Annotated in this window: 32 protein-coding genes and 1 pseudogene; 17 read left to right on the top strand and 16 right to left on the bottom strand. The window is 61.9% G+C overall.

Annotated elements, in window-relative coordinates:
• Positions 1 to 247 precede the first annotated feature (247 nt).
• On the bottom strand, positions 248 to 742 hold the full coding sequence (locus tag ILFOPFJJ_RS24140) for a MarR family winged helix-turn-helix transcriptional regulator (protein WP_173513057.1): 495 nt from the start codon (positions 740 to 742) through the stop codon (positions 248 to 250).
• Positions 743 to 885: 143 nt separating this feature from the next.
• Between ILFOPFJJ_RS24140 and ILFOPFJJ_RS24145 the strand changes: the two genes are divergently transcribed.
• Complete coding sequence (locus tag ILFOPFJJ_RS24145; RefSeq protein WP_173513058.1) at positions 886 to 1,281, top strand: Ohr family peroxiredoxin; 396 nt, start codon at positions 886 to 888, stop codon at positions 1,279 to 1,281.
• A 109-nt stretch (positions 1,282 to 1,390) separates the two neighbouring features.
• Here the strand turns inward: ILFOPFJJ_RS24145 and ILFOPFJJ_RS24150 are convergent, their stop codons facing one another.
• From ILFOPFJJ_RS24150 to ILFOPFJJ_RS24165, 4 genes are all read right to left on the bottom strand, one after another.
• Positions 1,391 to 1,717 (bottom strand): antibiotic biosynthesis monooxygenase family protein, encoded by a 327-nt coding sequence (locus ILFOPFJJ_RS24150; RefSeq protein WP_173513059.1) that lies wholly within the window; start codon positions 1,715 to 1,717, stop codon positions 1,391 to 1,393.
• Between the two features lie 63 nt (positions 1,718 to 1,780).
• Entirely contained in the window at positions 1,781 to 2,659 is an 879-nt protein-coding gene (locus ILFOPFJJ_RS24155; RefSeq protein WP_173513060.1) for an alpha/beta fold hydrolase, read from the bottom strand.
• A 366-nt stretch (positions 2,660 to 3,025) separates the two neighbouring features.
• Complete coding sequence (locus ILFOPFJJ_RS24160; protein WP_173513061.1) at positions 3,026 to 3,205, bottom strand: hypothetical protein; 180 nt, start codon at positions 3,203 to 3,205, stop codon at positions 3,026 to 3,028.
• A 535-nt stretch (positions 3,206 to 3,740) separates the two neighbouring features.
• Entirely contained in the window at positions 3,741 to 5,054 is a 1,314-nt protein-coding gene (locus tag ILFOPFJJ_RS24165; RefSeq protein ID WP_173513062.1) for a calcium-binding protein, read from the bottom strand.
• 362 nt (positions 5,055 to 5,416) lie between these two features.
• Here ILFOPFJJ_RS24165 and ILFOPFJJ_RS24170 point away from each other — a divergent pair, with 362 nt between their 5' ends.
• Positions 5,417 to 5,677 carry a hypothetical protein gene (locus ILFOPFJJ_RS24170; protein ID WP_173513063.1) on the top strand — a complete coding sequence of 87 codons (261 nt, stop codon included), beginning with the start codon at positions 5,417 to 5,419 and terminating at the stop codon, positions 5,675 to 5,677.
• A gap of 337 nt (positions 5,678 to 6,014) precedes the next feature.
• Here ILFOPFJJ_RS24170 and ILFOPFJJ_RS24175 read toward each other — a convergent pair whose 3' ends face one another.
• Positions 6,015 to 6,209 carry a hypothetical protein gene (locus tag ILFOPFJJ_RS24175; RefSeq protein WP_173513064.1) on the bottom strand — a complete coding sequence of 65 codons (195 nt, stop codon included), beginning with the start codon at positions 6,207 to 6,209 and terminating at the stop codon, positions 6,015 to 6,017.
• A gap of 930 nt (positions 6,210 to 7,139) precedes the next feature.
• On the opposite strand from ILFOPFJJ_RS24175, the gene ILFOPFJJ_RS24180 reads away from it, so the two are divergent.
• A complete protein-coding gene (locus ILFOPFJJ_RS24180; protein ID WP_173513065.1) occupies positions 7,140 to 7,664 on the top strand; it encodes a hypothetical protein in 525 nt (174 codons plus the stop codon).
• 48 nt (positions 7,665 to 7,712) lie between these two features.
• On the opposite strand, the gene ILFOPFJJ_RS24185 is transcribed toward ILFOPFJJ_RS24180, so the two are convergent.
• Entirely contained in the window at positions 7,713 to 8,129 is a 417-nt protein-coding gene (locus tag ILFOPFJJ_RS24185) for a hypothetical protein (protein WP_173513066.1), read from the bottom strand.
• Between the two features lie 176 nt (positions 8,130 to 8,305).
• Here ILFOPFJJ_RS24185 and ILFOPFJJ_RS24190 point away from each other — a divergent pair, with 176 nt between their 5' ends.
• Positions 8,306 to 8,728, top strand: a complete 423-nt coding sequence (locus tag ILFOPFJJ_RS24190) for a hypothetical protein (protein WP_173513067.1) — start codon at positions 8,306 to 8,308, stop codon at positions 8,726 to 8,728.
• A gap of 146 nt (positions 8,729 to 8,874) precedes the next feature.
• Here the strand turns inward: ILFOPFJJ_RS24190 and ILFOPFJJ_RS24195 are convergent, their stop codons facing one another.
• Positions 8,875 to 9,279, bottom strand: coding sequence for a hypothetical protein (locus ILFOPFJJ_RS24195; protein ID WP_173513068.1), 405 nt, complete (start codon positions 9,277 to 9,279; stop codon positions 8,875 to 8,877).
• A 316-nt stretch (positions 9,280 to 9,595) separates the two neighbouring features.
• Here ILFOPFJJ_RS24195 and ILFOPFJJ_RS24200 point away from each other — a divergent pair, with 316 nt between their 5' ends.
• Complete coding sequence (locus ILFOPFJJ_RS24200; RefSeq protein ID WP_173513069.1) at positions 9,596 to 9,751, top strand: DUF3309 family protein; 156 nt, start codon at positions 9,596 to 9,598, stop codon at positions 9,749 to 9,751.
• Positions 9,752 to 9,787: 36 nt separating this feature from the next.
• Here the strand turns inward: ILFOPFJJ_RS24200 and ILFOPFJJ_RS24205 are convergent, their stop codons facing one another.
• On the bottom strand, positions 9,788 to 10,129 hold the full coding sequence (locus ILFOPFJJ_RS24205) for a GFA family protein (protein ID WP_173513070.1): 342 nt from the start codon (positions 10,127 to 10,129) through the stop codon (positions 9,788 to 9,790).
• Between the two features lie 274 nt (positions 10,130 to 10,403).
• Positions 10,404 to 10,550: a hypothetical protein gene (locus tag ILFOPFJJ_RS24210; RefSeq protein WP_173513071.1), complete on the bottom strand. Its 147-nt coding sequence runs from the start codon at positions 10,548 to 10,550 to the stop codon at positions 10,404 to 10,406.
• A 657-nt stretch (positions 10,551 to 11,207) separates the two neighbouring features.
• Between ILFOPFJJ_RS24210 and ILFOPFJJ_RS24215 the strand changes: the two are divergent.
• Positions 11,208 to 12,565 (top strand): annotated as a pseudogene (locus tag ILFOPFJJ_RS24215) (terminase large subunit domain-containing protein).
• 172 nt (positions 12,566 to 12,737) lie between these two features.
• On the opposite strand, the gene ILFOPFJJ_RS36040 reads toward ILFOPFJJ_RS24215, so the two are convergent.
• The 5 genes from ILFOPFJJ_RS36040 to ILFOPFJJ_RS24235 form a co-directional block, all read right to left on the bottom strand.
• Positions 12,738 to 12,866 (bottom strand): hypothetical protein, encoded by a 129-nt coding sequence (locus tag ILFOPFJJ_RS36040; protein WP_269283084.1) that lies wholly within the window; start codon positions 12,864 to 12,866, stop codon positions 12,738 to 12,740.
• 85 nt (positions 12,867 to 12,951) lie between these two features.
• Positions 12,952 to 13,131 (bottom strand): hypothetical protein, encoded by a 180-nt coding sequence (locus ILFOPFJJ_RS24220; protein ID WP_173513072.1) that lies wholly within the window; start codon positions 13,129 to 13,131, stop codon positions 12,952 to 12,954.
• A gap of 592 nt (positions 13,132 to 13,723) precedes the next feature.
• Complete coding sequence (locus tag ILFOPFJJ_RS24225; RefSeq protein WP_173513073.1) at positions 13,724 to 13,957, bottom strand: hypothetical protein; 234 nt, start codon at positions 13,955 to 13,957, stop codon at positions 13,724 to 13,726.
• Positions 13,958 to 14,117: 160 nt separating this feature from the next.
• Positions 14,118 to 14,291, bottom strand: coding sequence for a hypothetical protein (locus tag ILFOPFJJ_RS24230; protein ID WP_173513074.1), 174 nt, complete (start codon positions 14,289 to 14,291; stop codon positions 14,118 to 14,120).
• Positions 14,292 to 14,327: 36 nt separating this feature from the next.
• The gene (locus ILFOPFJJ_RS24235; protein WP_173513075.1) at positions 14,328 to 14,510 is read right to left on the bottom strand and encodes a hypothetical protein; all 183 of its coding nucleotides are present in this window, start codon (positions 14,508 to 14,510) and stop codon (positions 14,328 to 14,330) included.
• A gap of 126 nt (positions 14,511 to 14,636) precedes the next feature.
• Between ILFOPFJJ_RS24235 and ILFOPFJJ_RS24240 the strand changes: the two genes are divergently transcribed.
• From ILFOPFJJ_RS24240 to ILFOPFJJ_RS24270, 7 genes are all read left to right on the top strand, one after another.
• On the top strand, positions 14,637 to 16,691 hold the full coding sequence (locus ILFOPFJJ_RS24240; RefSeq protein ID WP_173513076.1) for a portal protein: 2,055 nt from the start codon (positions 14,637 to 14,639) through the stop codon (positions 16,689 to 16,691).
• Positions 16,692 to 16,729: 38 nt separating this feature from the next.
• Positions 16,730 to 17,353: a hypothetical protein gene (locus ILFOPFJJ_RS24245; protein WP_173513077.1), complete on the top strand. Its 624-nt coding sequence runs from the start codon at positions 16,730 to 16,732 to the stop codon at positions 17,351 to 17,353.
• Between the two features lie 4 nt (positions 17,354 to 17,357).
• Positions 17,358 to 17,756 carry a DUF6258 family protein gene (locus ILFOPFJJ_RS24250; protein WP_173513078.1) on the top strand — a complete coding sequence of 133 codons (399 nt, stop codon included), beginning with the start codon at positions 17,358 to 17,360 and terminating at the stop codon, positions 17,754 to 17,756.
• A gap of 367 nt (positions 17,757 to 18,123) precedes the next feature.
• The gene (locus ILFOPFJJ_RS24255) at positions 18,124 to 19,278 is read left to right on the top strand and encodes an amidohydrolase (RefSeq protein ID WP_173513079.1); all 1,155 of its coding nucleotides are present in this window, start codon (positions 18,124 to 18,126) and stop codon (positions 19,276 to 19,278) included.
• Between the two features lie 40 nt (positions 19,279 to 19,318).
• The gene (locus ILFOPFJJ_RS24260; RefSeq protein ID WP_173512524.1) at positions 19,319 to 19,591 is read left to right on the top strand and encodes a hypothetical protein; all 273 of its coding nucleotides are present in this window, start codon (positions 19,319 to 19,321) and stop codon (positions 19,589 to 19,591) included.
• Between the two features lie 153 nt (positions 19,592 to 19,744).
• The gene (locus ILFOPFJJ_RS24265; RefSeq protein WP_173513080.1) at positions 19,745 to 20,314 is read left to right on the top strand and encodes a hypothetical protein; all 570 of its coding nucleotides are present in this window, start codon (positions 19,745 to 19,747) and stop codon (positions 20,312 to 20,314) included.
• Between the two features lie 175 nt (positions 20,315 to 20,489).
• A complete protein-coding gene (locus tag ILFOPFJJ_RS24270) occupies positions 20,490 to 20,858 on the top strand; it encodes a hypothetical protein (protein ID WP_173513081.1) in 369 nt (122 codons plus the stop codon).
• Positions 20,859 to 20,899: 41 nt separating this feature from the next.
• On the opposite strand, the gene ILFOPFJJ_RS24275 is transcribed toward ILFOPFJJ_RS24270, so the two are convergent.
• Complete coding sequence (locus ILFOPFJJ_RS24275) at positions 20,900 to 21,196, bottom strand: hypothetical protein (protein ID WP_173513082.1); 297 nt, start codon at positions 21,194 to 21,196, stop codon at positions 20,900 to 20,902.
• A gap of 202 nt (positions 21,197 to 21,398) precedes the next feature.
• Between ILFOPFJJ_RS24275 and ILFOPFJJ_RS24280 the strand changes: the two genes are divergently transcribed.
• The 4 genes from ILFOPFJJ_RS24280 (at position 21,399) to ILFOPFJJ_RS24295 (ending at position 24,534) form a co-directional block, all read left to right on the top strand.
• The gene (locus tag ILFOPFJJ_RS24280) at positions 21,399 to 21,635 is read left to right on the top strand and encodes a hypothetical protein (RefSeq protein WP_173513083.1); all 237 of its coding nucleotides are present in this window, start codon (positions 21,399 to 21,401) and stop codon (positions 21,633 to 21,635) included.
• Between the two features lie 200 nt (positions 21,636 to 21,835).
• Positions 21,836 to 22,786 carry a hypothetical protein gene (locus ILFOPFJJ_RS24285; RefSeq protein WP_173513084.1) on the top strand — a complete coding sequence of 317 codons (951 nt, stop codon included), beginning with the start codon at positions 21,836 to 21,838 and terminating at the stop codon, positions 22,784 to 22,786.
• A 236-nt stretch (positions 22,787 to 23,022) separates the two neighbouring features.
• Positions 23,023 to 24,018, top strand: a complete 996-nt coding sequence (locus tag ILFOPFJJ_RS24290; protein ID WP_173513085.1) for a DUF5309 domain-containing protein — start codon at positions 23,023 to 23,025, stop codon at positions 24,016 to 24,018.
• Positions 24,019 to 24,087: 69 nt separating this feature from the next.
• Entirely contained in the window at positions 24,088 to 24,534 is a 447-nt protein-coding gene (locus tag ILFOPFJJ_RS24295; protein ID WP_173513086.1) for a DUF2778 domain-containing protein, read from the top strand.
• Positions 24,535 to 24,665: the final 131 nt, after the last annotated feature.

Raw genomic sequence — 24,665 nt, forward strand, 5'->3', positions numbered from 1 at the left:
TGTTGTGGCGCAACTTCGGATGGAAAACCGGTACGCAATTTTCCCCGGAACTAATTCGTTTTAGCTAATAGACATTGCAATTCTGATTATGCAAAGTGATTCGGCTACAACTTTGTAGCGTCGACCATTACCCAATCCTTTTCAGTAGCAATTTAGAGCAGAGCCCCTGATAGAAGACTGGGGGCTCTGTTTGCTCATGCGCGCGGGTGGGCCTGCCGAAGGGCTTATTGCCCGTCGCAAGGAGCAGTCACGGTTTTTCCGGGTCGCCCTGCGTGGCGCGCAGGAGATTGTCGCGCAGCCTCGCCACGTTCCTCTGCACGTTCTCAAGGTCGTCTCCGAGCCCGGTGGCGTCGATCAGCGATGCGGCGGCATCGGTTTCAAGAAGCTGGCGGCCGGCGGGTGTCAGGGTCACGCGCACCTGCCGCTCGTCGTCGAGATCGCGGCGGCGCCGGATGTAGCCGACCGACTCGAGCTTCTTCAGGATCGGCGTCAGCGTGTTGGATTCCAGAAACAGCTTTTCGCCGAGCTCCCGCACGGTCTGGTCATCCTCCTCGGAGAGCGCCTGCAGGGCAATGTACTGGGTGTAGGTCAGGCCGAGCTCGTCCAGGATCGGCTTGTAGGCGCGACCAAAGGCGAGGTTCGCCGAATAGATGGCGAAGCACAGGAAATTCGAAAGCTTCGGGCCTTTGCCGCCGGCCTGCGGGGATTGGGGCGGCGCCTTCGTTTTCTTGGAAGTGGGCATATTCACGGGTCCTTGTTGTTCGATCCAGATATAAATCGGATCCGATTAAATTGGAAGCGCTTGACATCGGATTCCGTTTCGCTTATTTAACTCGCATCCGAATGAATCGGATCCGATCAAAATTGAACAGAAAGGATTTCGCCATGACCGAGAAGCTTCTTTTCACAGGTAAGACCCACAACACCGGCGGCCGTGACGGCGGCACCCGCAGCAGCGACGGCAAGCTCGACCTCAGGCTGTCGCAACCGCATCCGGCTGCGGAAAACCTCTTCGGCGCCGCCTGGTCGGCCTGCTACATCGGGGCGCTGGAGCTTGCTGCCTCCCAGCGAAACATCAAGCTTCCGGCGGGTACCGCGGTCGATGCCGAGATCGATCTCAACGTCGACGATGGATCCTATTTCCTGCGGGCGCGCCTCAATGTCAGCGTGCCGGGTATCGAGCGCGAGCTCGCGCAGGAGCTGATCGAGGCGGCGCACGGGATCTGCCCTTACTCCAAGGCGACCCACGGCAACATCGACGTCGCCACGAGCCTGGTCTGACGGGCCAGGGCCGCCGCAATTCAAAGCGTTCCAGCACCGTGCGCCTGAAAAGACGCACGGTGCCGTCCGGCACACTTGACCGACAACTTGCCCGACAGGGGCGGACGGGTCAGCGAAGGCTCTGTTCGTCGACGAGAATTTGATGGATCTCGATGCGCTCGGGCAGCGCAATGAGGAATTCGGGGTCGCGGTCGAGGTGGTGGACCTCGGTCGGCTCGCCCTTGGTGAACGAGGTCATGGCCTCCATGTCGGCCCAGTAGGAGATCGTGGTGAACCAGATCTCCTCGTCGCGATCCTCGCGGAAGAGCTGAACGCCGAGCGCTGTCTTCTCGAGCGGCGGGATGCCCTCGGCGAGGATGTAACGCTCGTATTCATCGGCGACATCAGGGCGGGTACGGCCGCGCCAGATGCGGGCGATGGTCGGCTTGGTCGGCATGGCATTCTCCTTCGTGCAGGCAGGTGCCACAGCGCCCCGGCGCCGGCCGGGACGGCGCGGCAGTCAGGCGTGGTGACGGGTGAGAAAGTCGCGAACGAGCGGCAGCGCCGCGTCGAAATGGGTTTCCAGGAGCCAGTGGCCGGCCTCCTGAATCAGATGCAGTTCGGCATCCGGCAGATCGCGGAGATAGGCCCGGGCGGATTCGGCGGGCATGTAGCCGTCCTCCGGTCCCCAGACGACCGCCGTCGGCGGACCATGGTCGCGAAGGTACGCCTGATAGCGCGGGAACCAGGCAAGGTTCGCCTCCAGCTTCTCCATCAGCCCGACCGCCACCTGCCGGCGTACAGCGCTGTCCATCAGGGGCCAGTGCAGCTTCCATAGGTCGGGCGGGACCCGTGCGGCCACTTCTTCGGATACCTCGCCGACGAACTCGGCGCGGAAGCCTTCCTCGCTCACCGCCTTCTCGAGCGGGCGGTGCTTCTCATCGCTCTTGTCCGCCCACCAGGCCTTGATGGTCTTGTACTTCGGGCCAAGCACATCCTCGTAGATGTCGCCGTTCTGGATAATGAGCGCGGCGGTGCGCTCGGGATGGGTGATCGCGTGACGCAGGCCGATCTGCGAGCCGTAATCGTGGAGCCACAGCGCATAGCGATCGAGGCCAAGATGGTTGGCAACCGCCGTCAGCACGCCTTCGTAGGCGTCGAAGTCGTAGCCGAACGAGGCCGGGTCGGGTGTATCGCTGTAACCGAAGCTGGGCCAATCGAATGCCACGGTCCGCCAACGATCAGCGAGCGCCGGCATGAGGCGGCGGAACTGGTAGGACGAGCAGGGATAGCCGTGCGGCAGGAGCAGCACCGGCGCGCCGGCCGGCCCGGCCTCGCGCAGGAACAGGCGGTGTTGGCCGATTGTCTCATGGCGGTGTTCGACGAAGCAGTTCTGCATCGGGCTTCTCCGCTGGGTGCACCGGCCAAACGCATTTAGCCGGTCCCGGTTCCGAGCGGTTCGCCGGGCATACGGAGGAGCGGCAAAAAATCGTTGTCAGGCGTCAGCAAGCCGACCGTCGCGAAACCACCACCGCCGACGCGGGATGCAAGCCGGAAAACCGCTGCGCACTTTTCCTCATCCCGCAGTTTTTCAGACGCGGGATGCGAGCCGGAAAACCGCTGCGCACTTTTCCTCATCCCGCAGTTTCTTGGACGCGGGATGCGAGCCGGAAAACCGCTTCGCGCTTTTCCTCATCCCGCAGTTTTGAGACGCGGGATGCGAGCCGGAAAACCGCTTCGCACTTTTCCTCATCCCGCTTGGGGATCAGCCGCGTCTCTCGAGGAGCTTCTTCGCCGCATGGGCGGCGGCCTGCGCCTGGAGCGGGGAGGCAAATTGACCCTCGGCCGGATAGGTCACGCCGCGATAGGTGAGCACGAAGGCCCAGCGGCCGTTTGCTCGCTTCTCGACCTTGATGGTGGCGTCGGGCGTGTTGTCGGCGTTCAAAGCAGTTTCCTCGAAAATTCACGTCGCGTCGGGCAGGGCCCATTCGCGCGTAACTTGCCCATTCGCGGGCGAAAGGCAAGACGGGAAGGGGCGGCATGCCGCCTTCATCGATGCTCCAACAGTACGCTTACGCCGGGGCGCGGTTTTTCTTCGCCCGATTTTCCATTTCTTAAGAAGAACCCATCAAGTTACTGCATGATTTCCGAGGTCGCGGACGATTTAAGGAATCGCACAGTAATTCAAAGCTTTACAGCGACCTCTGCGCCTCGGGAGAGACGCGCGGCGCTGTAAGGCGACGTGAGTGTTCGGAGCACATGATGGGCTACGATTGGACCGGCGAGAAAACCCGGCGAATGAAAATGTTGCGCGCCTGCGCCTATGCGGTGCTCTGCGGCGCCGTTGCCGCCTTCATCGTCACGGCGGTTGTCCGATGACCAATGCGGTGCGGTGCGTCTTTCCGATGCAGCAGGCAATGAAAAACCCCGCCGAAGCGGGGTTTCGTCTGGTTATTGCATGTAGATGACGCAAGTCGGCTTCACAGGATGAAATAATCCTTCGTCAGCGTGACAGCGTCGTCGAGATGGATCTTGAGGTCGGCAACCTTGTCGCCGTTCACGTCGGCATAGATGTAGGTGTCGGATAGGTGTTTCTCGTAGCGAAGCTCCCCCGCGACACCCTTGAAGGCCGCCGTGCCGACGAAGCTGAACGTCTGGTTGCCCGTCAGTTTGGTGCTGGCGTCGATGGCCGAAAGATCGATCCTGTCCTGCTCGCTCGTGAGAAAGTCGTAGATCGAATCATAGGACGTTCCGGCGGATTCGCTCGTGGCCTTGAAAACGAACCGGTCGGCGCCGGTGCCGCCGTAAAGCAGGTCGCGGCCGGCGCCGCCATAAAGCAGGTCGTTGCCGGCATAGCCCGCCAGCAGGTCGTTGCCGGTGCCGCCGGTCAGGCCGTTGGCGACGGCATTGCCGTAGAGCTTGTCCGCGTAGCTCGTGCCGATAAGGCTTTCCACCTCGGAATAGATGTCGCCCCTGGCGTCGTTGGTGTTTGCCGCAGCGCTCGTAAGATTGGCGACCACGCCGGCCGTCGCACCCGCATAGGAGACGGTGTCGGTGCCGCCGCGGCCATAGAGCCTGTCCGCACCGGCGCCGCCGATGAGCGTGTCGTTGCCGAGCCCGCCGTCGAGCGTGTTGGCGCCGACATTGCCGGTGAGCACGTCGTTGTAGCTCGACCCGGTGAGGTTCTCGATCGAGGAGTAGGCGTCGCCCCTGGCGTCGTTGGTGTTTGCCGCAGCGGTGGTGAGATTGGCGACCACGCCGAGCGAAGCGCCGGCGTAGGAGGCGGTGTCCGTGCCGGTGCCGCCATAGAGTTTGTCTCCGCCGGTGCCGCCGATCAGCGTGTCGTTGCCGTCGTCGCCGACGAGCGTGTCATAACCGGCGTTGCCGTACAACGCGTCGCTTCCGGCGAAGCCCTGGAGGTAATCGGCTAAGCCTCCGCCTTTCAGCACGTCGTTGCCTGCGAGCGCCGCGCGTATCACGGCTATGTCGTCGCTGGTTGTGTCCGTTGAGTAGGCAGCGTCAACGATGCTTGCAACCGAGATGCTGGCGCCGTCCATGTACAGGACCGGGATACCGTTGTAGAAGACTCCGTAGCTCTTGACGGTTCCGCTAACCGGAACGCCATAGTAATAGACGAAGCCGCTGCCCCTGAACTCTTCCGCGCCATCGCTGCCATAATACGCGACGAAGACCGTGGAGCTGTAGCTGTATGCGTCTGCATACAGCACCCCTTCGAAGTCGATTCCGCGCATGTCCAGGCCGTAGCCACTATTCACCGTAATTGTGACACCCATTTATCGCCCCTCAAAGAACCCAATAAACCAGAGGGTTATGGGGTTTTCTCGCCCGGGGCAACCTTAAATTTAATAGATGATTAACTACACCAGCGGTGCGGCTGGCGGTCTCGGTATTCCGAATAAAGTCGAGCGGAAACGCGATGCCCGGAGTTTGGGACGTCCGCTTACCGGCAATCAGATCTCCGTCGTAGCGGGTGCATTCAGGTACTTTCTGGAACTTTTTCCTAGCACTGCCAGTTAACTCACTCCACGTCGTCATCAGACGCGGAAGGGATGCTGTAACGCTTTGAATTGCTGCATGCTTTTATCCTTAACCGGGAAAACATGCAGTAGTTCGTCGAAAGAATGCGAGCGTTGGCATGGATTTGCAGAAGGCAGGGATGGCCAGGCTGCTCTTGGCAGCCCCTGAATTGCGAGACAGTCCTTGGATGATGCAGGATCTCGTATTCCTGCATCTGTGCGAGGTGTACGAGCATGCGTGCCTGCGGCGCGATGCCATGCGATGCTCTCCCGAGAAAGACGATGAGACCCTGCTCCGGTTCGAGGAGGAGTGCAGAGCCCTGCAGGCTGCGGCAGTCGCTTACATCCGCGAGCAGCGGAAATTTTCCGGCATTGTCTGAACGGCGACGTCGATCAGGGGAGCAGCGTTGCGATCATTAACGCCGCGACGAGAGCGAATGCGGCAACCACTGCGATCCACTCGATCATCCTGGCACGCCGGACAGGAATCATTGCCAGTCCTCCGTACTTTTGGGCGCATGCACTGTTGCAGGCTGCAAGGAAACGTTCGGCGAGCAAAAATGTTCATGTCACCGCTGCTCGACACGGCAACACGGCGATGAAATCTTCCACGCTCGGCTGCGACAGACGACGCCACAACACGATCGGCCGGAAGCGCCAGCGTGCTTTCCGGCCGATTGCTATGCGGATTCAATTCAAGGACTGGCTGCGCGGCGGCTATTCCACCGAGCGCGCGGGGCCGAAGCGTTCCATGACGAACGAGGCCTGGACGGCGGGGCCCTGGACGCGGTCTGTCTTTTCGAGTTTTACCGTCGGCATCCCGGTCGGCGGCGTGCGCTGCCAGGAGGTGGCGAGAAACAGGCCGGCGCCGGCAACAAATCCTAAAGCAACATAGATCCAGTGATTACGCATGACTGAAACTCCTTCTGTCGGAAGGCAAATGCGTGGAGGGCTTGTCTGGTTCCCCCGGTATCGGTCCGGGAGCCATGGGGTTATCAAAGACTAAAATATATGCGCCGCACCGTCATTTCTTGGCATTACAAGTATAAATATCTATCGGCTTGCCGGTTTTTCTAGCCTCGCTCACGCGTTTTTTACCGGCAGGTCAGGCAATGGCTTCCCTGGGCACGCGCATCGGCTCGCCATCGGCCTCAAAGGCGCGATCGCTCTTCCGTCGCTCTGCTTGCGGAGATTTCCACCAGTATAATCATGCCCAAGCCCCTTGAGCATCGACCCGTTTTCGATTGAAGCAGAGGGCTTTGTCTTATGCAAGAAAATTATAATATACGTTCGTACAACAACGGCTTGAGCCGGATTTGCGTGCTCGCGGCGTGAGGCAATCCCACGGCGACCAAGGCCAGGGGAGGTGCGGGCTGCGGGGTCTGGGCGGGCAAGGCGTGAGCGGCGGCGGGCAAAATTGCTGTCGCTAAATGGGCGATCGGAAGCTTTGTCCTTTGCCGGCTCTTGCAAGGGCGAGGTGAATCGGATTATTCCGTAAATCAAGGATAGGAATTTTGTCCTGACACGGCGGCTGCTTCGGCAGCCGTTTCGATTCCGGCGGCTGATTGCCGGATGAGCTTATCAAACCATCGTCAAACAACGGATTACGGCAGCCGCCGCGCGTCTCACGCTGCGGCGCGGCGCCGTATGCGGCCGGTGATGCGCCTGAACGGAACAGCGACCTTGAGGCGTCCGAAAGGATGCGCGGCGCTGCGGCCCTGGCGGCATCACCGGCCGCCCCGCAGCCGCCCGGCCGATCGCAAGGCGCAAGACGCTTGAACGACGTTGACACAGAGGCGCGACGCGACGGCCGGGCGGGCTGCGGAGAACGAGGAGAAGATAATGACCGACTGGAAACGTTCGTTGGGGCAGGGTTCCCCGGCTGACAAGGTTGAACGGCGGACGCTGGCCGCGTCCAATGCCAGCTACATCAGTCCGGAAGATGCGAGAGCCTACGCGGAGAGTTTGCTTCAAGGTGCCCTTTACGGCCGGAAGGCCTACTCTCCGGAGGGGCTTAGGAAGCCTCTTGGAAGGCTTTCGAAGGAGCCATGGAGCGATGAAGCATTTACGCCCGGCCCCCGAGTGGGACTGAGTGGTCTGCAGAGAAATCTGGAGGACGCAAAAACGGAGCTGAAGCGCCTGCTGCCGAAGGTTTCGAACCATGACGGCGTATCCGCCTTGAATGGCATTATTTCGTCGATACAGGCGACGCAGGACAGGCTGGACGACGATGAGCGGAAGAGAGTCTACGAGGAACCGTATAAAAGCGAGCCTCAACTGAGAGGTGAAGAAGGGTCGCCTTGGGACAATCCAAACCGGATGCGCCCTATCTCTTTGCGAGAGGCACTTTCCAAATGGGTCGAATGATCCGGCCAAATGGGTCGAATGATCCGGCCAAATAGGTCGATGATCCGGCTACCGCAAATCCTCGAGTGCGATGAAGAGCGTGCCGAATTCCACGCGACCCTTGTCCGCGAGCGCATCGGGGAGCCGAAAATAGAGCTTCTCGGCGTGTGGCGATCCTCCGCCGACGAAAACCTCTTCGGACCTGTTGGCGAAGACGCAGCAGGTGGCGGGGTCGTCGGGCGTTGCGCCCACGCTCAAGCGGTAGCTCTCGCCCGACAGAAAGAACCGAATGCGGATATCGTGCTCGCCGACTTTGAGCGTGCAAAGGTCGCCGGTGCCGCACCAGCCGGTCGCGTGTACGAAACTCTTGTCGTATTTCTGAATCCACGCCTTGACGAGGTAGCGCGGGTCGCCGGTCTGACCCTCTGCCAAGGCCGGGGAGCCGCATAGGGTGGCCAAAGTGGCCGTGGCAAGAACCTTCAGCATGTTGCTGCTCCGTGACATTGCTGCGTGCCGAGTCCGTATCCAGGGGGTTGCGGGTGGTCGCGAGCTAATCTGAGTCGCGATTCTGGCGCAATTGTGGGTAGCGAAGCGCGAACTGTTGCACGTTCGTTCGCGGGAACTCCCGGCGGATAGAGACGGATGCAAAAGAGGCGGTGCAGATGATCGACGACGATTTCTCGAGCATGCCTTCGGGCGAAGCAATCAACGACGTTGTCGACGAGACTAATGTCGGTCCTACGTGTGCCGCGAAGGGCTCGCGGACCCGGCTCGGCGGAGCCTTCCTCGAGGCGGTGCAAGCGGATTTCGAGGCGCATGGGGTCGACGTGATCGCGCGGCTGCGCGAGGAGAAGCCGGAATCCTATCTGAAGCTCCTGGCCTCGATCCTGCCCAAGGATCTGTCGGCAAATGCCAACGCGCTGGACGAGCTTACGGATGAAGAGCTTGTGCGGCGCATCCGGATGCTCGATCAGACGATCCGGCCGCTGATCGAAGCGCCGGCGAAGGCCAGCGCGGCGCGAAAACCCGCGCGGACGCGGCGCCCCGCGGGGCGGTGCCCCGGATCGGAGCGGGCCCGGGGCTGAATCCTGCGGCAATTTCAAAGTGCTGCAGGGAGTCTTTAATGTCAGGCGGACGTGTGGCGCTGCGGGTGGATCTGCGCAGATTGCTTCAGGATTTCAGCCTTAACACGCAGGTAGGATGAGGTGGAGGCCACCTCATCCCGATTGCATCAGCGCACCGGCGAGACACCGGCCGGAACCTTGGCCTCGCTGCTCGAGAAGATGATGACCGCAAACATCAGGACGCCGGCGAAGGCGATGAGCGAGGAAATGGCGACGACAGGCTCCATCGCGGCGTTTCCGGAAAGCATCAGGTAAAGCGACGGGATCAGCACGGCGACGCCGAAGGTGTAGACGACATACTGGATCATCGCCAGGCGCTTCTCGGCCTTTCGCGGATTGAGCGCGTGGTAGACGCCGAAGAGCGCCATGGTGACCCAGCCGAGCAGGTTGGCGTGGGCGTGGGCGCCGGTTGGCGCGTGATTACCCGAAATCGACATGTGAAGGCCGATCGAGATGCCGGCGATCAGGAAAATGATGGCGGTTTTGAAAAAAAGATTTGCGATACGTGGCATTGGTTCTCCCCCTCTTTTTGCCGAAGGAATTTTAGCACGTTCTCAAGGGTCTGAGAACGAACCGATAAAAGGATCTTTGGCGCGCCGGCGCTGTTACCGATGTTACATCCGAAATAGCGCCGCGCGGCGAGCGGGCGAGTGGGATTTACCTGACCGCCGGGCGTGCGGTTCGCCGGAACTTATTGCTCCGGTAGGCATTCGTTAGGAATGACAACCATCCGCTGCGGCAGCGCGTCCGCGCCAATAATTGCCGCGGCACGTTGCATTGCTGCAGGAATTCGTCCGCGGGTCGAATCATGCAGCGGAGGACCGCGACATGCTTGGAACCGTACTTCTTGTTATTCTGATCCTGCTTTTGATCGGCGCCATCCCCACATGGCCGTATTCGAGCGGCTGGGGCTATGGCCCCTCCGGTATTCTCGGCATTCTGGTGATCGTGCTGATCGTCCTCCTGTTGATGGGCAGGATCTGAGCGGGGGAGGACAGGCCAAGGCGCGAGACGCGCCGGCTACCAGGTTGCGCCGTCGATCAGCCGGTGGGGGATTTCCTCCCAGACCGAACGGTCGAACATCCGCATGTTGACGCCCATGCGGGTGCCGTCGCGCCCGCGCGGCGACCAATGGGTCGTGCAGCCGCAGCGACCGCAATGGTGCATGGTCAGGCTCGCGTCGCCCTGGACGTAGCCGACGAGCGTTTTGTGCTCGTCGCTGACCGTGACGTCGTTCACAGGATAATAGCCCCAAAGCGCGCCGAGCCGGCTGCAGAGCGAGCAGTTGCAATCGCCGAGCGTCTCGGGGCGGCTGGGAACGGTGATGCGCACCGACCTGCAATGGCAATGACCTTCGATCATGGGAATGCCTCCTTCCGTGACCCGGCTCGTCCAAGCATTGGCCAGTGCCAGTGGAAGCGCAAGGGGCTTCGAAGATTTGGCGAAGCGAGACCGGGCATGGAACCGAGGCTGGGGCCCGGACGTTTTCAGGGCAAGTACGAAGGCCCAGCGCGGCCACGGCGCCCGCGTGTCCTAGCAGGCGCGCAAAGGTTGCTGGAACATGTAGATTGCTGCATGCAGCAGGCCGCGCCAGAGCCCCGTCCAGCCGGGCCTTCCCGGACGGGGTCCGTTCACATCATCGCGGGATCGACGAGGTGATTTCGCCTGACACGGCGGGGACAGCGCCTGTGCGGTATTGGGACAGCGCGAAATGGAGAACACCGGCGACAACCAGCGAGAAGGTGAGAGCGGCTAACGAAGCGCCAAGACCTGTTTTTACCATGCCATACCCCCTTCAAGGGCCACGTTTTCGGCCCGTTGTCTTCAGATCGTGACATGGAGTTATTCTTGTGGCGCCGGTCGCTCTGTTCCCCGAGTAACGCGAAACATGGTTAACGGGCGGTTTAAGACCAATTCGGCCGGCGCGTGAAATGCGCTGCGCGCGCGGCGCGTGAGCGCAGCGCCGTTTGTTGCGGCGTCCTTTGCGCGTCGAGCGCGCGGCACACGCGGGTGGCTTATTTTGTGGTGACGCCGTGGTCGGGAGCGCCTGCGCTCGACCAGCAGGAGCAGGGTTCGCCGGCCGGACCGGTGCCATAGTAGCACTGCGTCTGGCGGGTCGTGCATTGCCGCGGGGAATTATCCACGACGGCGGCGGCCACCTTGGGGCGGCGCGTGGGCGCGGGGGCGTCGGCGATCTCGGTGCACGAGGACGCCAGCGCCGAGAGGCAGAGCGTAATCAATAAGGTACGGCTGATTCTCATTCCGATGGAATTTCCACGCCTGATCGCCAAAGGCAAGAGCCAATAATGGAACAATGCGCGAACCGGCGGGGAAAAACGTGTCAAACCGATCCTGCGACCCCCTGACCGCAACGCCTGAAGCCTCGTCGCGCCCCGAGCCCTCCGATCTGCACGCGCTGCTGAAGGAGCAGGCTGTGCTGATGGCGGAGCTCGACCGCCGGCGGCGCACCAATATTCTCGCCGGCTACCGGCCCTATGCCAGGCAGCGCGAATTCCATGCGGCGGGTGCCACCTTTCGCGAACGCCTGTTCATGGCCGGAAACCAGCTCGGCAAGACGCTGGCCGGCGCGGCGGAAGCGGCGATGCACCTGACGGGGCGCTACCCAAACTGGTGGGTGGGCCGGCGGTTCGACAAGCCGATCGTGATGCTGGCGGGCTCGGAATCCTATGAGCTGACGCGCGACGGCGTACAGCGCTTGCTCGTCGGCCCGCCGCTCAACGAGGAGGACTGGGGCACCGGCTTCATCCCGAAGGCGGCGATCCAGGCGACCACGCGGCGTTCCGGCGCCTCCGGCGCGCTCGACAGCGTGACGGTGCGCCATGTCACGGGAAGCACCTCGACTCTGCTCTTCAAGGCTTATGAGCAGGGGCGCGGCAAATGGCAGGCGAATACGGTCGACTATGTCTGGTTCGACGAGGAGCCGCCGGAGGACGTCTATTTCGAGGGGATCACGCGCACCAATGCGACGCGCGGATCGGTTGCCGTCACCTTCACGCCGCTCAAGGGCCTGAGCAGCGTGGTGGCGCGATATCTCATGGAAAGTCGCCGGATCGCGAGGTCATCACCATGACGATCGAGGATGCCGAGCACTACACGGCGGAGGAGCGGCAGCGCATCATCGACAGCTATCCGGCGCATGAGCGCGAGGCGCGCACGAAAGGCGTGCCGGCGCTCGGTTCGGGGCGCGTCTTCCCGATGGCGGAGGAGGCGATCCGCGTCGATCCCTTCGAGATCCCGAAGCACTGGGTGCAGATCGGCGGGCTCGACTTCGGCTGGGACCACCCCTTCGCGGCCACGGCCTGTGCCTGGGATCGGGACGCCGACGTTTTTTATGTGACGAGAACCTATCGTGAGCGCGAGGCGACGCCGATCATCCATGCGGCGGCGCTGAAACCCTGGGGGCCGTGGCTGCCCTTCGCCTGGCCGCATGACGGCTTGCAGCACGACAAGGGCAGCGGCGAACAGCTTGCCGCGCAATATCGCGGGCAGGGACTGGCGCTGCTTCCCGACCGGGCGACCTTCGACGACGGCACCAACGGCGTCGAGGCGGGGCTTTCCGACATGCTGCAGCGGATGCAGACCGGGCGCTGGAAAGTGTTTTCCACCTTGACCGACTGGTTCGAGGAATTCCGCCTCTACCACCGCAAGGACGGCCGGATCGTCAAGGAACGCGACGACCTCATCTCCGCCTCGCGCTACGCGCTGATGATGAAACGGTTCGCAAAGGTGAAGACCGATGCCGCGGCGTGGAAGTTCACGGATCGGAAGGTGGTTTGAGGGGGATGCCGACGAAGCGGCGGATGAGGGATTAGCCCACAGGGAGTAGAGATCCACGCTTCGTTCGCGAAGCGTTCCTTCGGCGTTCGTAATTACTTGAGCCGAGCGTTGTGTAAGCGGCGAGCAACGGGCGTGGCGAACTGCGCAATCGCGGACGGAATTGCTTCCAAATCTAGTTTTCCGGAATGATTGGCGGCGTGGTGGGCGGCTGTGGCGCTTCAGGTTTGAACGCGAGGATGCTCACCACCAGAGCGATGAGGATGAGTATGAGCGCCAGAAACGCGATGCCTGCCTTGTCCATTTCCCATCATGGGGAACCGAATGTGAGCAAATCTAGGCATGATGGGCTCGCGGGACGCAAAAGCCTCGTTTTCAGGTCCAGCCTGTCATTGCGCCTGGGTCTGGGCAGCCGGCAAGTAAACCTTGGCGGCGGCGTGCTCCTCGCTGGTCAAGGATCCTGCGAGTAGAAGATAGCCTGATATGGCGACCGCAGAGAGCAGTAGAATGCTCACGGGCAGGCCCGTCGAAGCGTGATATTCCGGTCCTCGGTAGTCTTTTCCAGCCATGATAACGAACTCCACTCTTGCACATACGACAACGTGCCATCTGCGCGGCTGGTTCCGGCACGATGGTTGGTTATGGATAACAAAGGTCGAGGCTTTGTAACGCACCGGCATTATACCATGCCGGTCAGCGTACGGCCGGAGATTACGGGTGATGGGCAGCCATCTGCCGCCACAAGTTCACTATCTGTTCGTAGCTATTCCTGGTAACGCCAGGAATCAAGGAAACATGCAGCGGGGTGGTCGCCTTTACCGACATCACTGCGTCAAGCGATCGGACTGGTTGATTTGATCTGCCGTTGGCGGCGTTTTGTAGCCGGTAAAGATGGTAGGCTCCGGTCGGAAGGCCCAAACCACCATGATGCTTATCGTGACGAGGATCAGAGAGAAAACAAGACGATGTGGTGGAGCGCTGGGAATGCAGGTTTCAGCATTCGTCGCCGTTGTCAGGTCAGGCATCTCTGGCAAGGAAACGCGCGAGCGGCTTCTTAAGTCCTCGCGGGCCGTGCGGCTCAGGAATGGTCGCCGCATGGCAACACGAGTGGGAGCGTAGCATGTTCTTTGCTTGCCGTCCCTGACCGTGGTCGCGGCAGCCTCAAATTATCAATTGCACGATATGGGAGAAGGGCGTCATCGCCCACTTGCCGCTATCGTCCTTCGCCGTCTTGTAGATGATGAAGTCCCGGCCGACGGTGAACTTTCCGTGCATGGTGATCTCATTGCCGGTCGAGAGAATTGCTCGAAGTTCGTTCGTGTGGCGTTGCTCGATTTGGGCACTGATCAGATCGGCGAGGACCTGATCCAGAGTATCCGGTTTCGTATCGGTCATTGGAAGCCCCAGAGCGTGTTGCGACAGGCAGGCTGTTGATGGCGCCATAAATCGAGGCGGTAGGCAAGGGTTACGCGGTTTCTCGAACTATCGCCATCCCATTCACGAGGAGGCGGCCGATCGCTCGCCAGCCTCTCCGCAACCATTTCGCAACGGCCGTTCAAGGCGTCGGCAATCGTTCAACGATGTCGAAGCGCTGGCATGTGCTGGCTGCCGGCACGATATCGAGGCGATCACCGATCTTGTAGCCGTCCTCCGGGACGCCCAGTTCCACGGCCGCTTCGCATTGATAGGTCTTTCGGTTGTGCGTCCTGGTGAATGAAATCGTGCCCACCGTGACAGTCTTTCGCCGGCCGGGGTCCAAACCTCGTTATCTGACGGCAATCACCTCGTCACGTACGCTCGTGACCGTTGCGACCGAATGCGGGAAACTGTTCACGCGCCATGCCCAGAAGGCAAGGCAAAGCGCGAGAAAGATCGCGGCGCTTCCGCAGAACGCGCCGTAAACGGCAAGGCTTATCGCCTTCCGGTCTTTGTCAACAATCTCAGTCATTTGTGCCCCCGCAACCGATGCGCAAGCTAACGGCTCGCGCAGGCCAAGCGCGCCGAGGCGAAGCCCCATGCGCAGGCGCACCATCACAACACAAACTGGACATCCCACCGCCCGAAAGGTTCTCCGATGGCTGCAATGACCGATGAACGCCTGGCCCCACTGGTCAGCCAACTGGTGAAGGACTGCGAAGACTATCGCGATACGCTCGCGGTCGATCGCATCAAGGCGATGGAATATTACGACGGCACGATGAGGGACGTGCCGGCGGACGCCAACCGCTCGAAAGTGGTTTCGCGTGATTGCCGCGCGGCGATCAAGAAGGTGCTGCCGTCGCTGATCCGCACCATCCTCGGCAACGACAAGGTGGTGGAATACGCGCCCGTCAACGAGGGCGACGAGGCGGCGGCGGAACAGGCGACCGACTACATCAACTACATCGTCTTTCCCGAAAGCGACGGCTACGACGCCGTGCAGGACGCGGCGCACGACGCCTTGAAGCTCCGCAACGGCGTGATCCGCTGGTGGTACGAGAACAAGATTTCCGTCGCGGTCTCCACCCATACGGGGCTCGACGAGACGGCGCTCGTCCAGCTCGTCGGCGATGACTCGGTGGAGGTGCTCGAGCAGTCGCAGACGATCGAAAAGATCCAGACACTCGAGGGCGTGATCGAGCAGCCGAGCTACAGCGTGAAGATCCGCCGAAAGGTGGAGCGCGGCACGCCGCGGCTGGCGGCGGTGCCGCTCGAAGAGTTCATGATCCATCCGGACGCGCTCTCGATCGAGGAGAGCCCGATCACCGGCATTGCCACACGCATGCGCCGCTCGGATCTCATCGCGATGGGGCATGACCGCGACCTCATCGAAGGCCTGCCGGCCTCGACCGGCGATAGCGGCCGCGACGACGAAGAGTTCATCCGACGGCGCGATGCCTTCGCCGCAAGGGATGCGGTGCCGAAGGCGCTGGAGGAGGTGGATTATTACGAGCTCTACGTGAAGGTCGACGCGGACGACGACGGCATTGCGGAACTGCGACGCCTTGTCTTTGCCGGCGGCACCGGCGCGGAGAACCTGCTTTCGAACGACGAATGGGACGAGGTGCCCTTCGCCGACTTGATCGTCGAGCGGCGGCCGCACCAGCGCGAGGGCGGCTCCGTCACCGACGACATGGCGGAAATCCAGCGGGTGAAGACCGTGCTGATGCGCCAGACGCTCGACAATCTCTACTGGCAGAACAACCAGCAGCCGATCGTCCAGGAAGGGGCGATCGCCAATCCGGAAGCCGTGCTCAACCCGAAATTCGGCCAGCCGATCCGCGTCAGCCAGGGCATCGATGCGCGCGCGGCGCTCGGCTACACGATGGTGCCGTTCGTCGCGAAAGAGTCTTTCGCGATGCTTTCCTATCTTGACCAGGAGGCGACAGACCGCACCGGCATTTCCGACGCCTCGAGCGGGCTTGCCCCGGACGCGCTTCAGAACATGACGGCGCGGGCGACGGCGCTGGTCGAGCAGGCGGGGATCGGCCAGACGGAACTGATGGTGCGCACCTTTGCGCAAGGGTTGCGGCGCGTGTTCAAGGGGCTGCTCAGGCTTGTCATCAAGCACCAGGACCGGCCGCGCACAGTCAGGCTGCGCGGCCAATGGGCGAGCTTCGACCCGCGCCACTGGAACGCCGAGATGGACGCGACCGTCAATACCGGGCTCGGCGCCGGCACCCGCGAGCGCGACATGATGATGATCCAGATGATCCAGCAGCTGCAGGAAAAGCTTCTGATGACGCTCGGGCCGGACAATCCTTATGTCTCGCCGGACAACCTCTACAACGGCATTGCCAAATCGGTGGAGGCGGCCGGGCTGAAGTCGCCCGATCTCTATTTCACCAAGCCGACGCCGGAGGAGATTGGGCGGCGGATGCAGGCAAGCGCCAGCCAGCCGAACCCGGAAATGCAGAAGCTGGAGATGCGGGCCAAAGCCGATGCCGAGAGGGCGCGGCTTTCAGCGGAGAACGACCGGCGGAAGCTGGAGATCGACCGCGAGCTGAGGCTTGCCGAGATCCAGCAGAAGGGTGCTCTCAAGCGCTACCAGATTGACGCGGAGCTGAACCTGAAACGCCAGCAGAACGCCGCGGAAATGATGGGCGGCGAGCCTCTGGCGGCGGCGCATATTGGGGGGATCCCGGGGTGAGGAGAATTAGCGACTTAGACGACTTTTGCGAAGCGCCGATGGGAATCGGCGGCGCCCTAGAACTGCGCGATTTCGGCGAGGGGGCGAGAAGCCACTTACCGACGTGGGGCCGCAGCGAGAGCCGGCATAGCTGGGGCGGCACTGAATTTGCCCAGGCTCGGCCGCCTGCAAGGCGCGGCCTCCCGGCAAGAACGCCGGCGCAAGAACAGATGGCGGATCAAATAGGGATCCTCATGGGGCAGATACGACACCTCAACCCCAACGAGGCGTTTCTGGAGCCGCCGGGCGGCTCCTCTTCCATTCAGGCGAGAGACAATTTGCAGCGGCGGCTGGAAGAGCTTCAAAGAGCTCAGACTGTGGATCCCCGCACCGGGCTACCCATTCAACGCTACATCCTCGACCCGAGAGGCAACATCGCCTTCGAACCGCTGGGAGGAAGTACGGTACCTGGCGCAAATCCTGTCGATACACACACGCGCTATCCGAATGGCTCGAACTATCACAGAATGAACCCGCAGGGGCATGGCTCCAGAAAAACGCCGCATGGACATGGACACCTGTTGGGCACTGGTACAGGCAAGACGTATCAGGGCCCTTCGATTGACATTTGGGGTAATGTGGTGCCGTACAACAGCCCTGATGCACATTGGCCGATGAGGTAAGAGAATGAAGCCCGACGAATTCCTGAACACGATCTACCTCGGCGACCGCGCCTGCAAGACCATCATGCTTGATGGTTGGAAGAAAGAGGTCAAAATCCAGGTCGACGCCATATCGCGGGTTCGCGGAGAGACCTGGGATTTCTATACGGCCGAAGATATTGAGGATGGCTTCTTGGTGTTCGAGGGGGTCGATTACATCTCATTCGATCCGCCTGGCATCATTCCGAATGACGATTTCGGTGATATCGAATTCCTGGGTTTTGACGACGGCCGATTCACGGTGATGATCAGTATGGGTTTTTGTGACGAAGCTGGAGTTTATGGTTCCGTGAAAACCAAAATCCGGGCGAAGGCGGTGGCCATCGAGAAGCCGGGCGAGGAAGATGCGCGGATTCGGGACTAGATTGGCGGCTGCAATTATCGGACGAGGCGAGTGCGCCTCCGTTGACCGTCCGGGGGCAAATCCTTAATCACCAATACGGAAGCCGTGCCTCAACCCAAAATCGGTCAGAGACTGGCCTACGATCCGGGCGGGGCAATGTCATCCTGGTGCCGGGACGGAACTTAACGCCATCACAGCGGCAACGTCGGGCGGCAGGATCCGACCGGTACCCAGACTCTCGTTATCGTCGCAACGACGAGGAATATAACGAGCGTAAATCTGCCGCAGCGAGGAGGCGAACGCGGAGTGGCCGTAGTCCATGCAGCCGTGGCGGCATTTCGGCGGAGGCCCTCGTCATCGGCGGTGCGTGCATTCGGGGAGTTGAAACATGTTTCTGGGCAGCGGCGAGTTGGAAGAGATCACGGCGTTTCGGCGCGCACTGCATCGTCGGCCCGAGCTTTCCGGCGCGGAGGCGGAGACTGCAAGGTCGGTCGCGGCGGCGCTTGAAGAAGCCGGCGCCGACGAGATCGTCACCGGGCTTGGCGGACACGGCGTGGCGGCGATCTACCGGGGGACCGGCGAGGGGCCGACGGTGATGATCCGCGCCGAGCTCGACGGGCTGCCGATCGAGGAGGTCTCCGACCTGCCGCACCGCTCGGAGGTTATCGGCAAGGGGCACCTCTGCGGGCATGACGGGCACATGGCAATCCTGATGGCGTTGGCGAGGGGGCTCGGCCGCTTGCGGCCGGCGCGCGGAAGGGCGATCCTCCTGTTCCAGCCGGCCGAGGAGAACGGGGCAGGGGCGGCGGCGGTGCTCGCCGATCCGAAGTTTCACGCGCTGAGGCCCGACTTCGTGTTCTCGCTGCACAATTTTCCCGGCCTGCCGCTTGGTCATGTCGCGCTCGCCGAGGGGCCGGTCAACTGCGCCTCGCGCGGCATGAAGATCACGCTTTCCGGCAAGACGGCGCACGCCTCCTCGCCTGAGGACGGGATCGCGCCGACCTTTGCGCTGGCGAAGCTCCTTAGCGGCCTGACCGCGCTTGGTGCTGGCGGGGCGCTCGACGAGAATTTCACGCTGGTGACAGTGACGCATGCGAAGCTCGGCGAGGAGGCCTTCGGCATCAGCCCCGGCTACGCCGAGATCTGGGCGACGCTGCGCACGCTGACGGACGAGAGGATGGCGGCGCTGGTGTCGGCTGCGGAGGTTCTCGTCCGCAAGGAGGCCGAGGCGGCGAAGCTCAAGGCGACGATCGGCTACGAGGACGTCTTCCACCAGTGCAGCAATGCGGCGCCGGCGGTCGACGAACTCAGGCGGGCGCTCGACGAGGAAGGCGTCAGCCATGATCCGGGCGCGGGCGCGCTGCCGATGAAGGCATCGGAGGATTTCGGCCTCTTCGGCCGGGTCGCGCCTTCGGCCATGTTCTTCCTCGGCGCCGGCGAAAACCATCCGCGGCTGCACAATCCGGATTATGATTTTCCCGACGCGCTGATCGGCATCGGCGCCCGTGTCTTCATGCGCGCGATCCGCAACCTGGCGGGGTGACTGCAGGCAGCAAGATCGTCGACCCGCGAAAGGGGATGCAATGAGATATGCCGTCCGTAAGTTCGCCCTTTCGTTCGCGTTCGCCGTTGCCAGTGCTGTGGCCGCGCTTTCGGCCGAGGTCGGGGCGGCCACAGGAACAAATCAAACGCAGGACGACAGCCTGAAGGAATTCATGGGCGCCAATCCGGATTGCCTGGAGTTCAACGACCAGTGTTCTTTCTGTGCGGTGGTGAACGGCGCGGCCGAGTGCTCGACGCCGCAGATCGCCTGTGTGAAGCAAAAGATCCGGTGCACCAAGCGGGCGGACAAATAGGCAAGCGATGTGCCGGCGTCGGCTGCCGCCTTGACCGGCGTCCGGACCGGGCGTGAATATAGCGGTGCATTTCATCGGGAAAATGGACCGACGGTTCAGCTACCCCTGGGGTTCCCTGGAAACGGCTCAACTCATCTGCTCGGTCACCGAGGTATGGCAATGGCAGGAAAGACGGAAATCGGCGGCGGACGGCACGGGCGGTTCTGGAGGACGACGCCCTGGGCAATCGCAGTGCTCCTGTTGCTGCTGCCCTGGCTGGCGATGCAGTTCACCGATGAAGTGAACTGGGATGTGACCGATTTCACTGTCTTCGGCACGATGCTGTTCGGTGCTTGCGGCGCCTGGGAACTGGCGGCGAGGATGACGAGCAATAGGGAGTACCGGGCCGCAGTCGGCATAGCGCTCGCGGCAGCATTCCTCCTCATATGGATAAACCTTGCCGTCGGCATCATCGGAACCGAGGATAACCCTGCCAACCTGATGTATGGCGGAGTGCTCGCCGTCGGGCTCATCGGCGCCGTCGTCGCGCGTTTCCAGCCACGTGGAATGGCGCGCGCGTTGATCGCGATGGCGCTCACTCAGGCGTCGATCGCCGTTATCGCGCTGATCGGCGGATTAGGCTCCACGGGGGCGAGCATCGTCCTGGCCGGGTTCTTCGTCGCGCTGTGGCTCCTGTCGGCCTCGCTGTTTGGCAAAGCGGCGCGGGCGCAAGCTTCCGCTTAGGTTCGCCCCGGCTACCGCTTTCATCCTTTGCGGTCCGAGACCGCGGTACGAGGATCGATGAGTCATGTTTGGCGACGTGTGGCGTCGCTCATCTTAGCAAACAGTGACGAAACCAGCATCCCGCCCGTCTCCATATGCGGGCGGGGCGTGGGCTTCGCGCAACAAGGAGAGTTTTATGTATCCTTTCTTGATCAAACGGCGACTGAAGAAGGTTGGCCGCAAGCTGGGTAAGTCTATGTTCAACGACACCCTCAACCCGGATGAAGCCTATGCGGATCGCATAGCGCGAGACTTCGGCATCGAATGGCACGATGCCCGTGATGCGTACCATCAGAATCCGGGGTTCTGGGAAGAGTCCTACAAGGAAGATCCGGTGGGTTCCCCCGGCGGCCCGGCAATGGCACCGTCGGAGCGTACGTCTCGACTACCTGCCGCGACTGTACCACCCGACGGCGTCTCTTCACCGGAGAAGAGCGGCATTTGGGATAAGCTGTTTCCCGGCAGAGTTTCCCTCAGGCGGGCGCAAGACGACTGGCGCGAATGATGCCAATGCGGGTCACGGAGAACCGCACGCTTTTCCTCGAGCTAGACCCCGCGGGTGAAGCTCAGATAGGCGACAAGGCAAAGCAGCCAGAAGAGCGCACCGGCAAACTTGCTCATGGTGGAACTGAGAAGGAAGCGGCCGGACGGAAGGCGCTTGAAACCCAGCCAGTTGAAGGCGATGTCGTCAGTATAGATTTCTTCGACTTTCACTCTACCGAAACTGACCAGCGGCACGACGATGCGCGCCGTCCGATGCAGGAAAAACTCGACGATGAGAAGGTCGAGGATATCGAGGATGAGGCCGACGACAGCATCGAACGCGAAGCCGATTTTCTTCATGTTTCAGGGACCCATTGGCGAAATTGCCGGATACAAACTTGATGCTCCAGCGGTCGTCGGGTTTTGAGGAACCTCTCCACAAGGACGATGCTGCGCATGCAAATGGGTAGTCCAGAACAAAACAGGAATCAATCCTGCCGTGTAGCGATTTTTTGGCACGGGAGCGCGCACGGCGCGGATCCTTCACGGGAGGCAACGTGACATGAAACCAGAGGAAAGGGCTGCCGCGGCGCGGGCGCTCATAGACAATCCGCTGTTCGATCGGCTGATGGACGAATTGGAAGCGGCGGCGATCAACGGCTGCATCAATGCGAAGACTACAGACCACGAGACGCGCGCGGCCTTTGCGGCGGAGGCGCGGGCGATCCGGAATTTCCGCGGCAAGCTCAGGTTCCTGACGGAGCAAGCCGGGGCCGAGGGAACGAGCGCGCCGGCGTAACGCGTATCATGGGCGGCGCGCCCGATGGCGCTTCGCCGTTGGCCGGTTTTATTGTCGGTTTGATTCAGGAAACCGATGTAGCCGTTTGAATTATCTCAAGGATTTCGCGAAGGGGCGTCTGCCGTTTCGCCGAGGTCCCTCTCTTTAGCGCATTTTGGGCGAATCCCACTTCGCCTGAAAATGCTTTGAAAGGTCATTCCATGATGAACGATAGTGCCAACCTGCCTTTCGGCGGGAGCAAAACCGTTGACGGATCGCTCGAGCCTGCAAGTTTCGACGACCTCGATTTCCGGGAGTTGCACGAGGCCAATCCGGACGACGAGGGTGAAGAGGCGTGGGGCGCAACGACCACGGAATACGCCGATGAGGATGACGATCCTGACACCCAAGGCGACGAGCCGGGCCTCGATGACGAGGAGCCGGCCAACGAAGCCGAGGATCTGGTCGTGACGCTCAAGGGCGGCGAGCAGGTTCCGCTTGAGGAACTGAAGCTCGGCTACATGCGCGACCGCGACTACCGCCACAAGACCCAGGACCTTGCCAATGGGCGCCGGGCACTGGAAACGATGAGCAGCCGTGTCGCGGCCACCGCCAACGCCGTTGCCGAACTCATCGCCGGCCAGATCCCGGACGAGCCGCCGGAGGAACTGAGGCTCTACGATCCGCAGGCCTATCAGCGCCAATGGGCGCTGCACCGGGCGGGGCTGGAACAGCTCTCCCAGGTGATGGCGCTTGGCGATGAGCCGGCAAGCGTCACGGCGGAACTTCAGGCCGCGGCGAACGAGGAGAGGCTCGAGGCGGAGAATGCCAGGCTTCTCGAAGCCTTCCCCGAGACGGGACACGACGAGGGGCGGCACGCCTTCTTCGCCGATGCCTTCGAGACGGCGCGCGAGCTCGGCTTCTCCGACGAGGAGGTGCGCGAGGCTGTCGACCATCGGCTTTTCAAGCTGGCGCACTACGCCCGGCTCGGCCTCATCGCCGAACGCTCGCGGGCGAAGGCCTTGCAGAAAGTGGCCGCGGCCCCCGCCGCAGCGCCGCGCATGAAGGCGAGAAACCAGGCGCAGCGCCACCAGCGCCAAAGTCGCGAGGCGATGCAGCGGCTGGCAAGGACCGGCTCGATCCGCGACGCGATGGCGGTCGATTTCGAGTAGCCCGCTCGCAGGGAGTTTTGCACGCCCCTCATCCGGCCTGCCGGCCACCTTCTCCCCGCCTGCGGGGCGAAGGAGACGCGTGGCGGTGCCTCGCCCAATTCTCCCCGCGTGCAGGGAGAGAGGGTCGGGCGAGGGGCAAGCCGGGCTGACACCGATCATTTCAACGACATCAAGGCTTTTCCCGCGTGAACTCCACGCGCGGGCGGCCGATCTCATTTTCACAGAAGGACCAGAAAATGGCAGTTCTCACCAATACGTTCCAGACCACCCAGGCCGTCGGCAACCGCGAGGAGCTTTCCGACGTCGTATCGCGCATCACGCCGGAAGATACGCCGATCTACTCGCTGATCGAAAAAGGCAAGTGCACCACCTATCATCCGGAATGGGAGACGGACGAACTGGCCGCGCCAGGCGCCAATATCCGCGAGGAAGGCGAGGAATACGCCTTCGGCGCGATCACGCCGCCGACGCGGCTCGGCAACTACACCCAGATCATGCGCAAGGACTGGATCATCTCCGCCACGCAAGAGGTGACGGCGGAGGCCGGCAACGTGCAGAAGCGCAAGTACCAGAAGCTGAAGAAGGGCGTCGAGATCCGCAAGGACGTGGAATTTGCGATCGCCGACACCAATGCCTCCGTCAGCGGCGCCACCCGCGAGTTCGGCTCACTCAGCACCTGGCTCACCTCCAACGTCTCACGCGGCGCCGGCGGCGCCAATGGCGGGTTCAATGCAGCCACCGGCCTGACGGTGGCGCCGACCGACGGCACGCAGCGCCCGTTCACCAAGGCGATCCTCGATACGGTGATGCAGCAGGGCTACCAGAACGGCGCGAACTTCCGCCATGTCTCGGTCTCGCCCTATGTCAAATCCGTGTTCGTCACCTTCATGTCCGACAGCAATGTCGCGCCGTTCCGCTATGCGGTTTCGCAGGGCGGCGAGCGCAACACCATCGTCGCGACGGCGGACTATTATGAAGGCCCGTTCGGCACGGTGATGATCCATCCGAACCGGGTGCAGGCGGTGAGCGCCGGGCTCGCGCGCAACGCCTTCTTCATCGACACCGACATGCTCTCCTTCCTGTGGCTGCGCCAGATCCAGGAGGACCGCGACGTCGCCAAGACCGGCGACGCCGACAAGGGCGTCATCATCGGCGAGGGCGCGCTGAAGGTGCACAACGAAAAGGGCCTCGGGGTTGCTGCCGATCTCTTCGGATTGAGCGACGCAAGCTGAGCGTAGCGGACTACTCCCCGGTTCCATCACCCCTGTCCAACACAGGGGTGATCATTGCAGGAGATGCAGATGGACAAGAGCAACATCAGGAAGCGCATAAAGCTCCACTTCGATGGAGAGCGCTTAACGGCGACCGAGAACGGCAGACATGCTGGCTCCTGGGCTGGGGTGAGCGGCAAAGAGGGTCTTCAAAAGCCGAATTTGCAGCACTTAGGGAATGAGGGCCCGATACCCGAGAGTGTATATTCAGTTGGACAACTGCAGTATCCGCCGGAAAAGGGTACTTGGGATCGGTTGTGGGGGCGCATGCACCACGGTACTTGGCCCGGTCTTGAAGCCGCGTGGGGGAACTCAAGAGCATGGCTAAAGCACAAATCCGGCGAGAACCCGGTCTTCCACTACCGGGGCAAAGACGGCTTCTCCATTCATGGCGGCGCCGAGGCGGGTTCGGCCGGATGTATTGATCTCACGGATCAAATGGATAGCTTCGCAGACTTTTACAGAAAAACGGGGTAGTCCGCGGATCTGATCGTGTCCTACCCCAACTACGACCCAGCATCGGACCCGGCGATCCAGTTTATACTAAGAAAGCAGTCAAGAGAGCAGCCAGAGATGAGGAGTCCGAGCGAAGAAAATCGATGGGAACC

It is taken from the genome of Sinorhizobium psoraleae, from assembly GCF_013283645.1.
GTDB classification, from domain to species: domain Bacteria; phylum Pseudomonadota; class Alphaproteobacteria; order Rhizobiales; family Rhizobiaceae; genus Sinorhizobium; species Sinorhizobium psoraleae.

Excerpts from the sequence above, each read along its gene's own strand:
- ILFOPFJJ_RS24140 (WP_173513057.1), bottom strand. The coding sequence starts at position 742 with ATGCCCACTTCCAAGAAAACGAAGGCGCCGCCCCAATCCCCGCAGGCC.
- ILFOPFJJ_RS24145 (WP_173513058.1), top strand. The coding sequence starts at position 886 with ATGACCGAGAAGCTTCTTTTCACAGGTAAGACCCACAACACCGGCGGC.
- ILFOPFJJ_RS24150 (WP_173513059.1), bottom strand. The coding sequence starts at position 1,717 with ATGCCGACCAAGCCGACCATCGCCCGCATCTGGCGCGGCCGTACCCGC.
- ILFOPFJJ_RS24155 (WP_173513060.1), bottom strand. The coding sequence starts at position 2,659 with ATGCAGAACTGCTTCGTCGAACACCGCCATGAGACAATCGGCCAACAC.
- ILFOPFJJ_RS24165 (WP_173513062.1), bottom strand. The coding sequence starts at position 5,054 with ATGGGTGTCACAATTACGGTGAATAGTGGCTACGGCCTGGACATGCGC.
- ILFOPFJJ_RS24170 (WP_173513063.1), top strand. The coding sequence starts at position 5,417 with ATGGATTTGCAGAAGGCAGGGATGGCCAGGCTGCTCTTGGCAGCCCCT.
- ILFOPFJJ_RS24175 (WP_173513064.1), bottom strand. The coding sequence starts at position 6,209 with ATGCGTAATCACTGGATCTATGTTGCTTTAGGATTTGTTGCCGGCGCC.
- ILFOPFJJ_RS24180 (WP_173513065.1), top strand. The coding sequence starts at position 7,140 with ATGACCGACTGGAAACGTTCGTTGGGGCAGGGTTCCCCGGCTGACAAG.
- ILFOPFJJ_RS24185 (WP_173513066.1), bottom strand. The coding sequence starts at position 8,129 with ATGCTGAAGGTTCTTGCCACGGCCACTTTGGCCACCCTATGCGGCTCC.
- ILFOPFJJ_RS24190 (WP_173513067.1), top strand. The coding sequence starts at position 8,306 with ATGATCGACGACGATTTCTCGAGCATGCCTTCGGGCGAAGCAATCAAC.
- ILFOPFJJ_RS24195 (WP_173513068.1), bottom strand. The coding sequence starts at position 9,279 with ATGCCACGTATCGCAAATCTTTTTTTCAAAACCGCCATCATTTTCCTG.
- ILFOPFJJ_RS24200 (WP_173513069.1), top strand. The coding sequence starts at position 9,596 with ATGCTTGGAACCGTACTTCTTGTTATTCTGATCCTGCTTTTGATCGGC.
- ILFOPFJJ_RS24205 (WP_173513070.1), bottom strand. The coding sequence starts at position 10,129 with ATGATCGAAGGTCATTGCCATTGCAGGTCGGTGCGCATCACCGTTCCC.
- ILFOPFJJ_RS24210 (WP_173513071.1), bottom strand. The coding sequence starts at position 10,550 with ATGGTAAAAACAGGTCTTGGCGCTTCGTTAGCCGCTCTCACCTTCTCG.
- ILFOPFJJ_RS36040 (WP_269283084.1), bottom strand. The coding sequence starts at position 12,866 with ATGGACAAGGCAGGCATCGCGTTTCTGGCGCTCATACTCATCCTCATC.
- ILFOPFJJ_RS24220 (WP_173513072.1), bottom strand. The coding sequence starts at position 13,131 with ATGGCTGGAAAAGACTACCGAGGACCGGAATATCACGCTTCGACGGGC.
- ILFOPFJJ_RS24225 (WP_173513073.1), bottom strand. The coding sequence starts at position 13,957 with ATGACCGATACGAAACCGGATACTCTGGATCAGGTCCTCGCCGATCTG.
- ILFOPFJJ_RS24235 (WP_173513075.1), bottom strand. The coding sequence starts at position 14,510 with ATGACTGAGATTGTTGACAAAGACCGGAAGGCGATAAGCCTTGCCGTT.
- ILFOPFJJ_RS24240 (WP_173513076.1), top strand. The coding sequence starts at position 14,637 with ATGGCTGCAATGACCGATGAACGCCTGGCCCCACTGGTCAGCCAACTG.
- ILFOPFJJ_RS24245 (WP_173513077.1), top strand. The coding sequence starts at position 16,730 with ATGGGAATCGGCGGCGCCCTAGAACTGCGCGATTTCGGCGAGGGGGCG.
- ILFOPFJJ_RS24250 (WP_173513078.1), top strand. The coding sequence starts at position 17,358 with ATGAAGCCCGACGAATTCCTGAACACGATCTACCTCGGCGACCGCGCC.
- ILFOPFJJ_RS24255 (WP_173513079.1), top strand. The coding sequence starts at position 18,124 with ATGTTTCTGGGCAGCGGCGAGTTGGAAGAGATCACGGCGTTTCGGCGC.
- ILFOPFJJ_RS24260 (WP_173512524.1), top strand. The coding sequence starts at position 19,319 with ATGAGATATGCCGTCCGTAAGTTCGCCCTTTCGTTCGCGTTCGCCGTT.
- ILFOPFJJ_RS24265 (WP_173513080.1), top strand. The coding sequence starts at position 19,745 with ATGGCAATGGCAGGAAAGACGGAAATCGGCGGCGGACGGCACGGGCGG.
- ILFOPFJJ_RS24270 (WP_173513081.1), top strand. The coding sequence starts at position 20,490 with ATGTATCCTTTCTTGATCAAACGGCGACTGAAGAAGGTTGGCCGCAAG.
- ILFOPFJJ_RS24275 (WP_173513082.1), bottom strand. The coding sequence starts at position 21,196 with ATGAAGAAAATCGGCTTCGCGTTCGATGCTGTCGTCGGCCTCATCCTC.
- ILFOPFJJ_RS24280 (WP_173513083.1), top strand. The coding sequence starts at position 21,399 with ATGAAACCAGAGGAAAGGGCTGCCGCGGCGCGGGCGCTCATAGACAAT.
- ILFOPFJJ_RS24285 (WP_173513084.1), top strand. The coding sequence starts at position 21,836 with ATGATGAACGATAGTGCCAACCTGCCTTTCGGCGGGAGCAAAACCGTT.
- ILFOPFJJ_RS24290 (WP_173513085.1), top strand. The coding sequence starts at position 23,023 with ATGGCAGTTCTCACCAATACGTTCCAGACCACCCAGGCCGTCGGCAAC.
- ILFOPFJJ_RS24295 (WP_173513086.1), top strand. The coding sequence starts at position 24,088 with ATGGACAAGAGCAACATCAGGAAGCGCATAAAGCTCCACTTCGATGGA.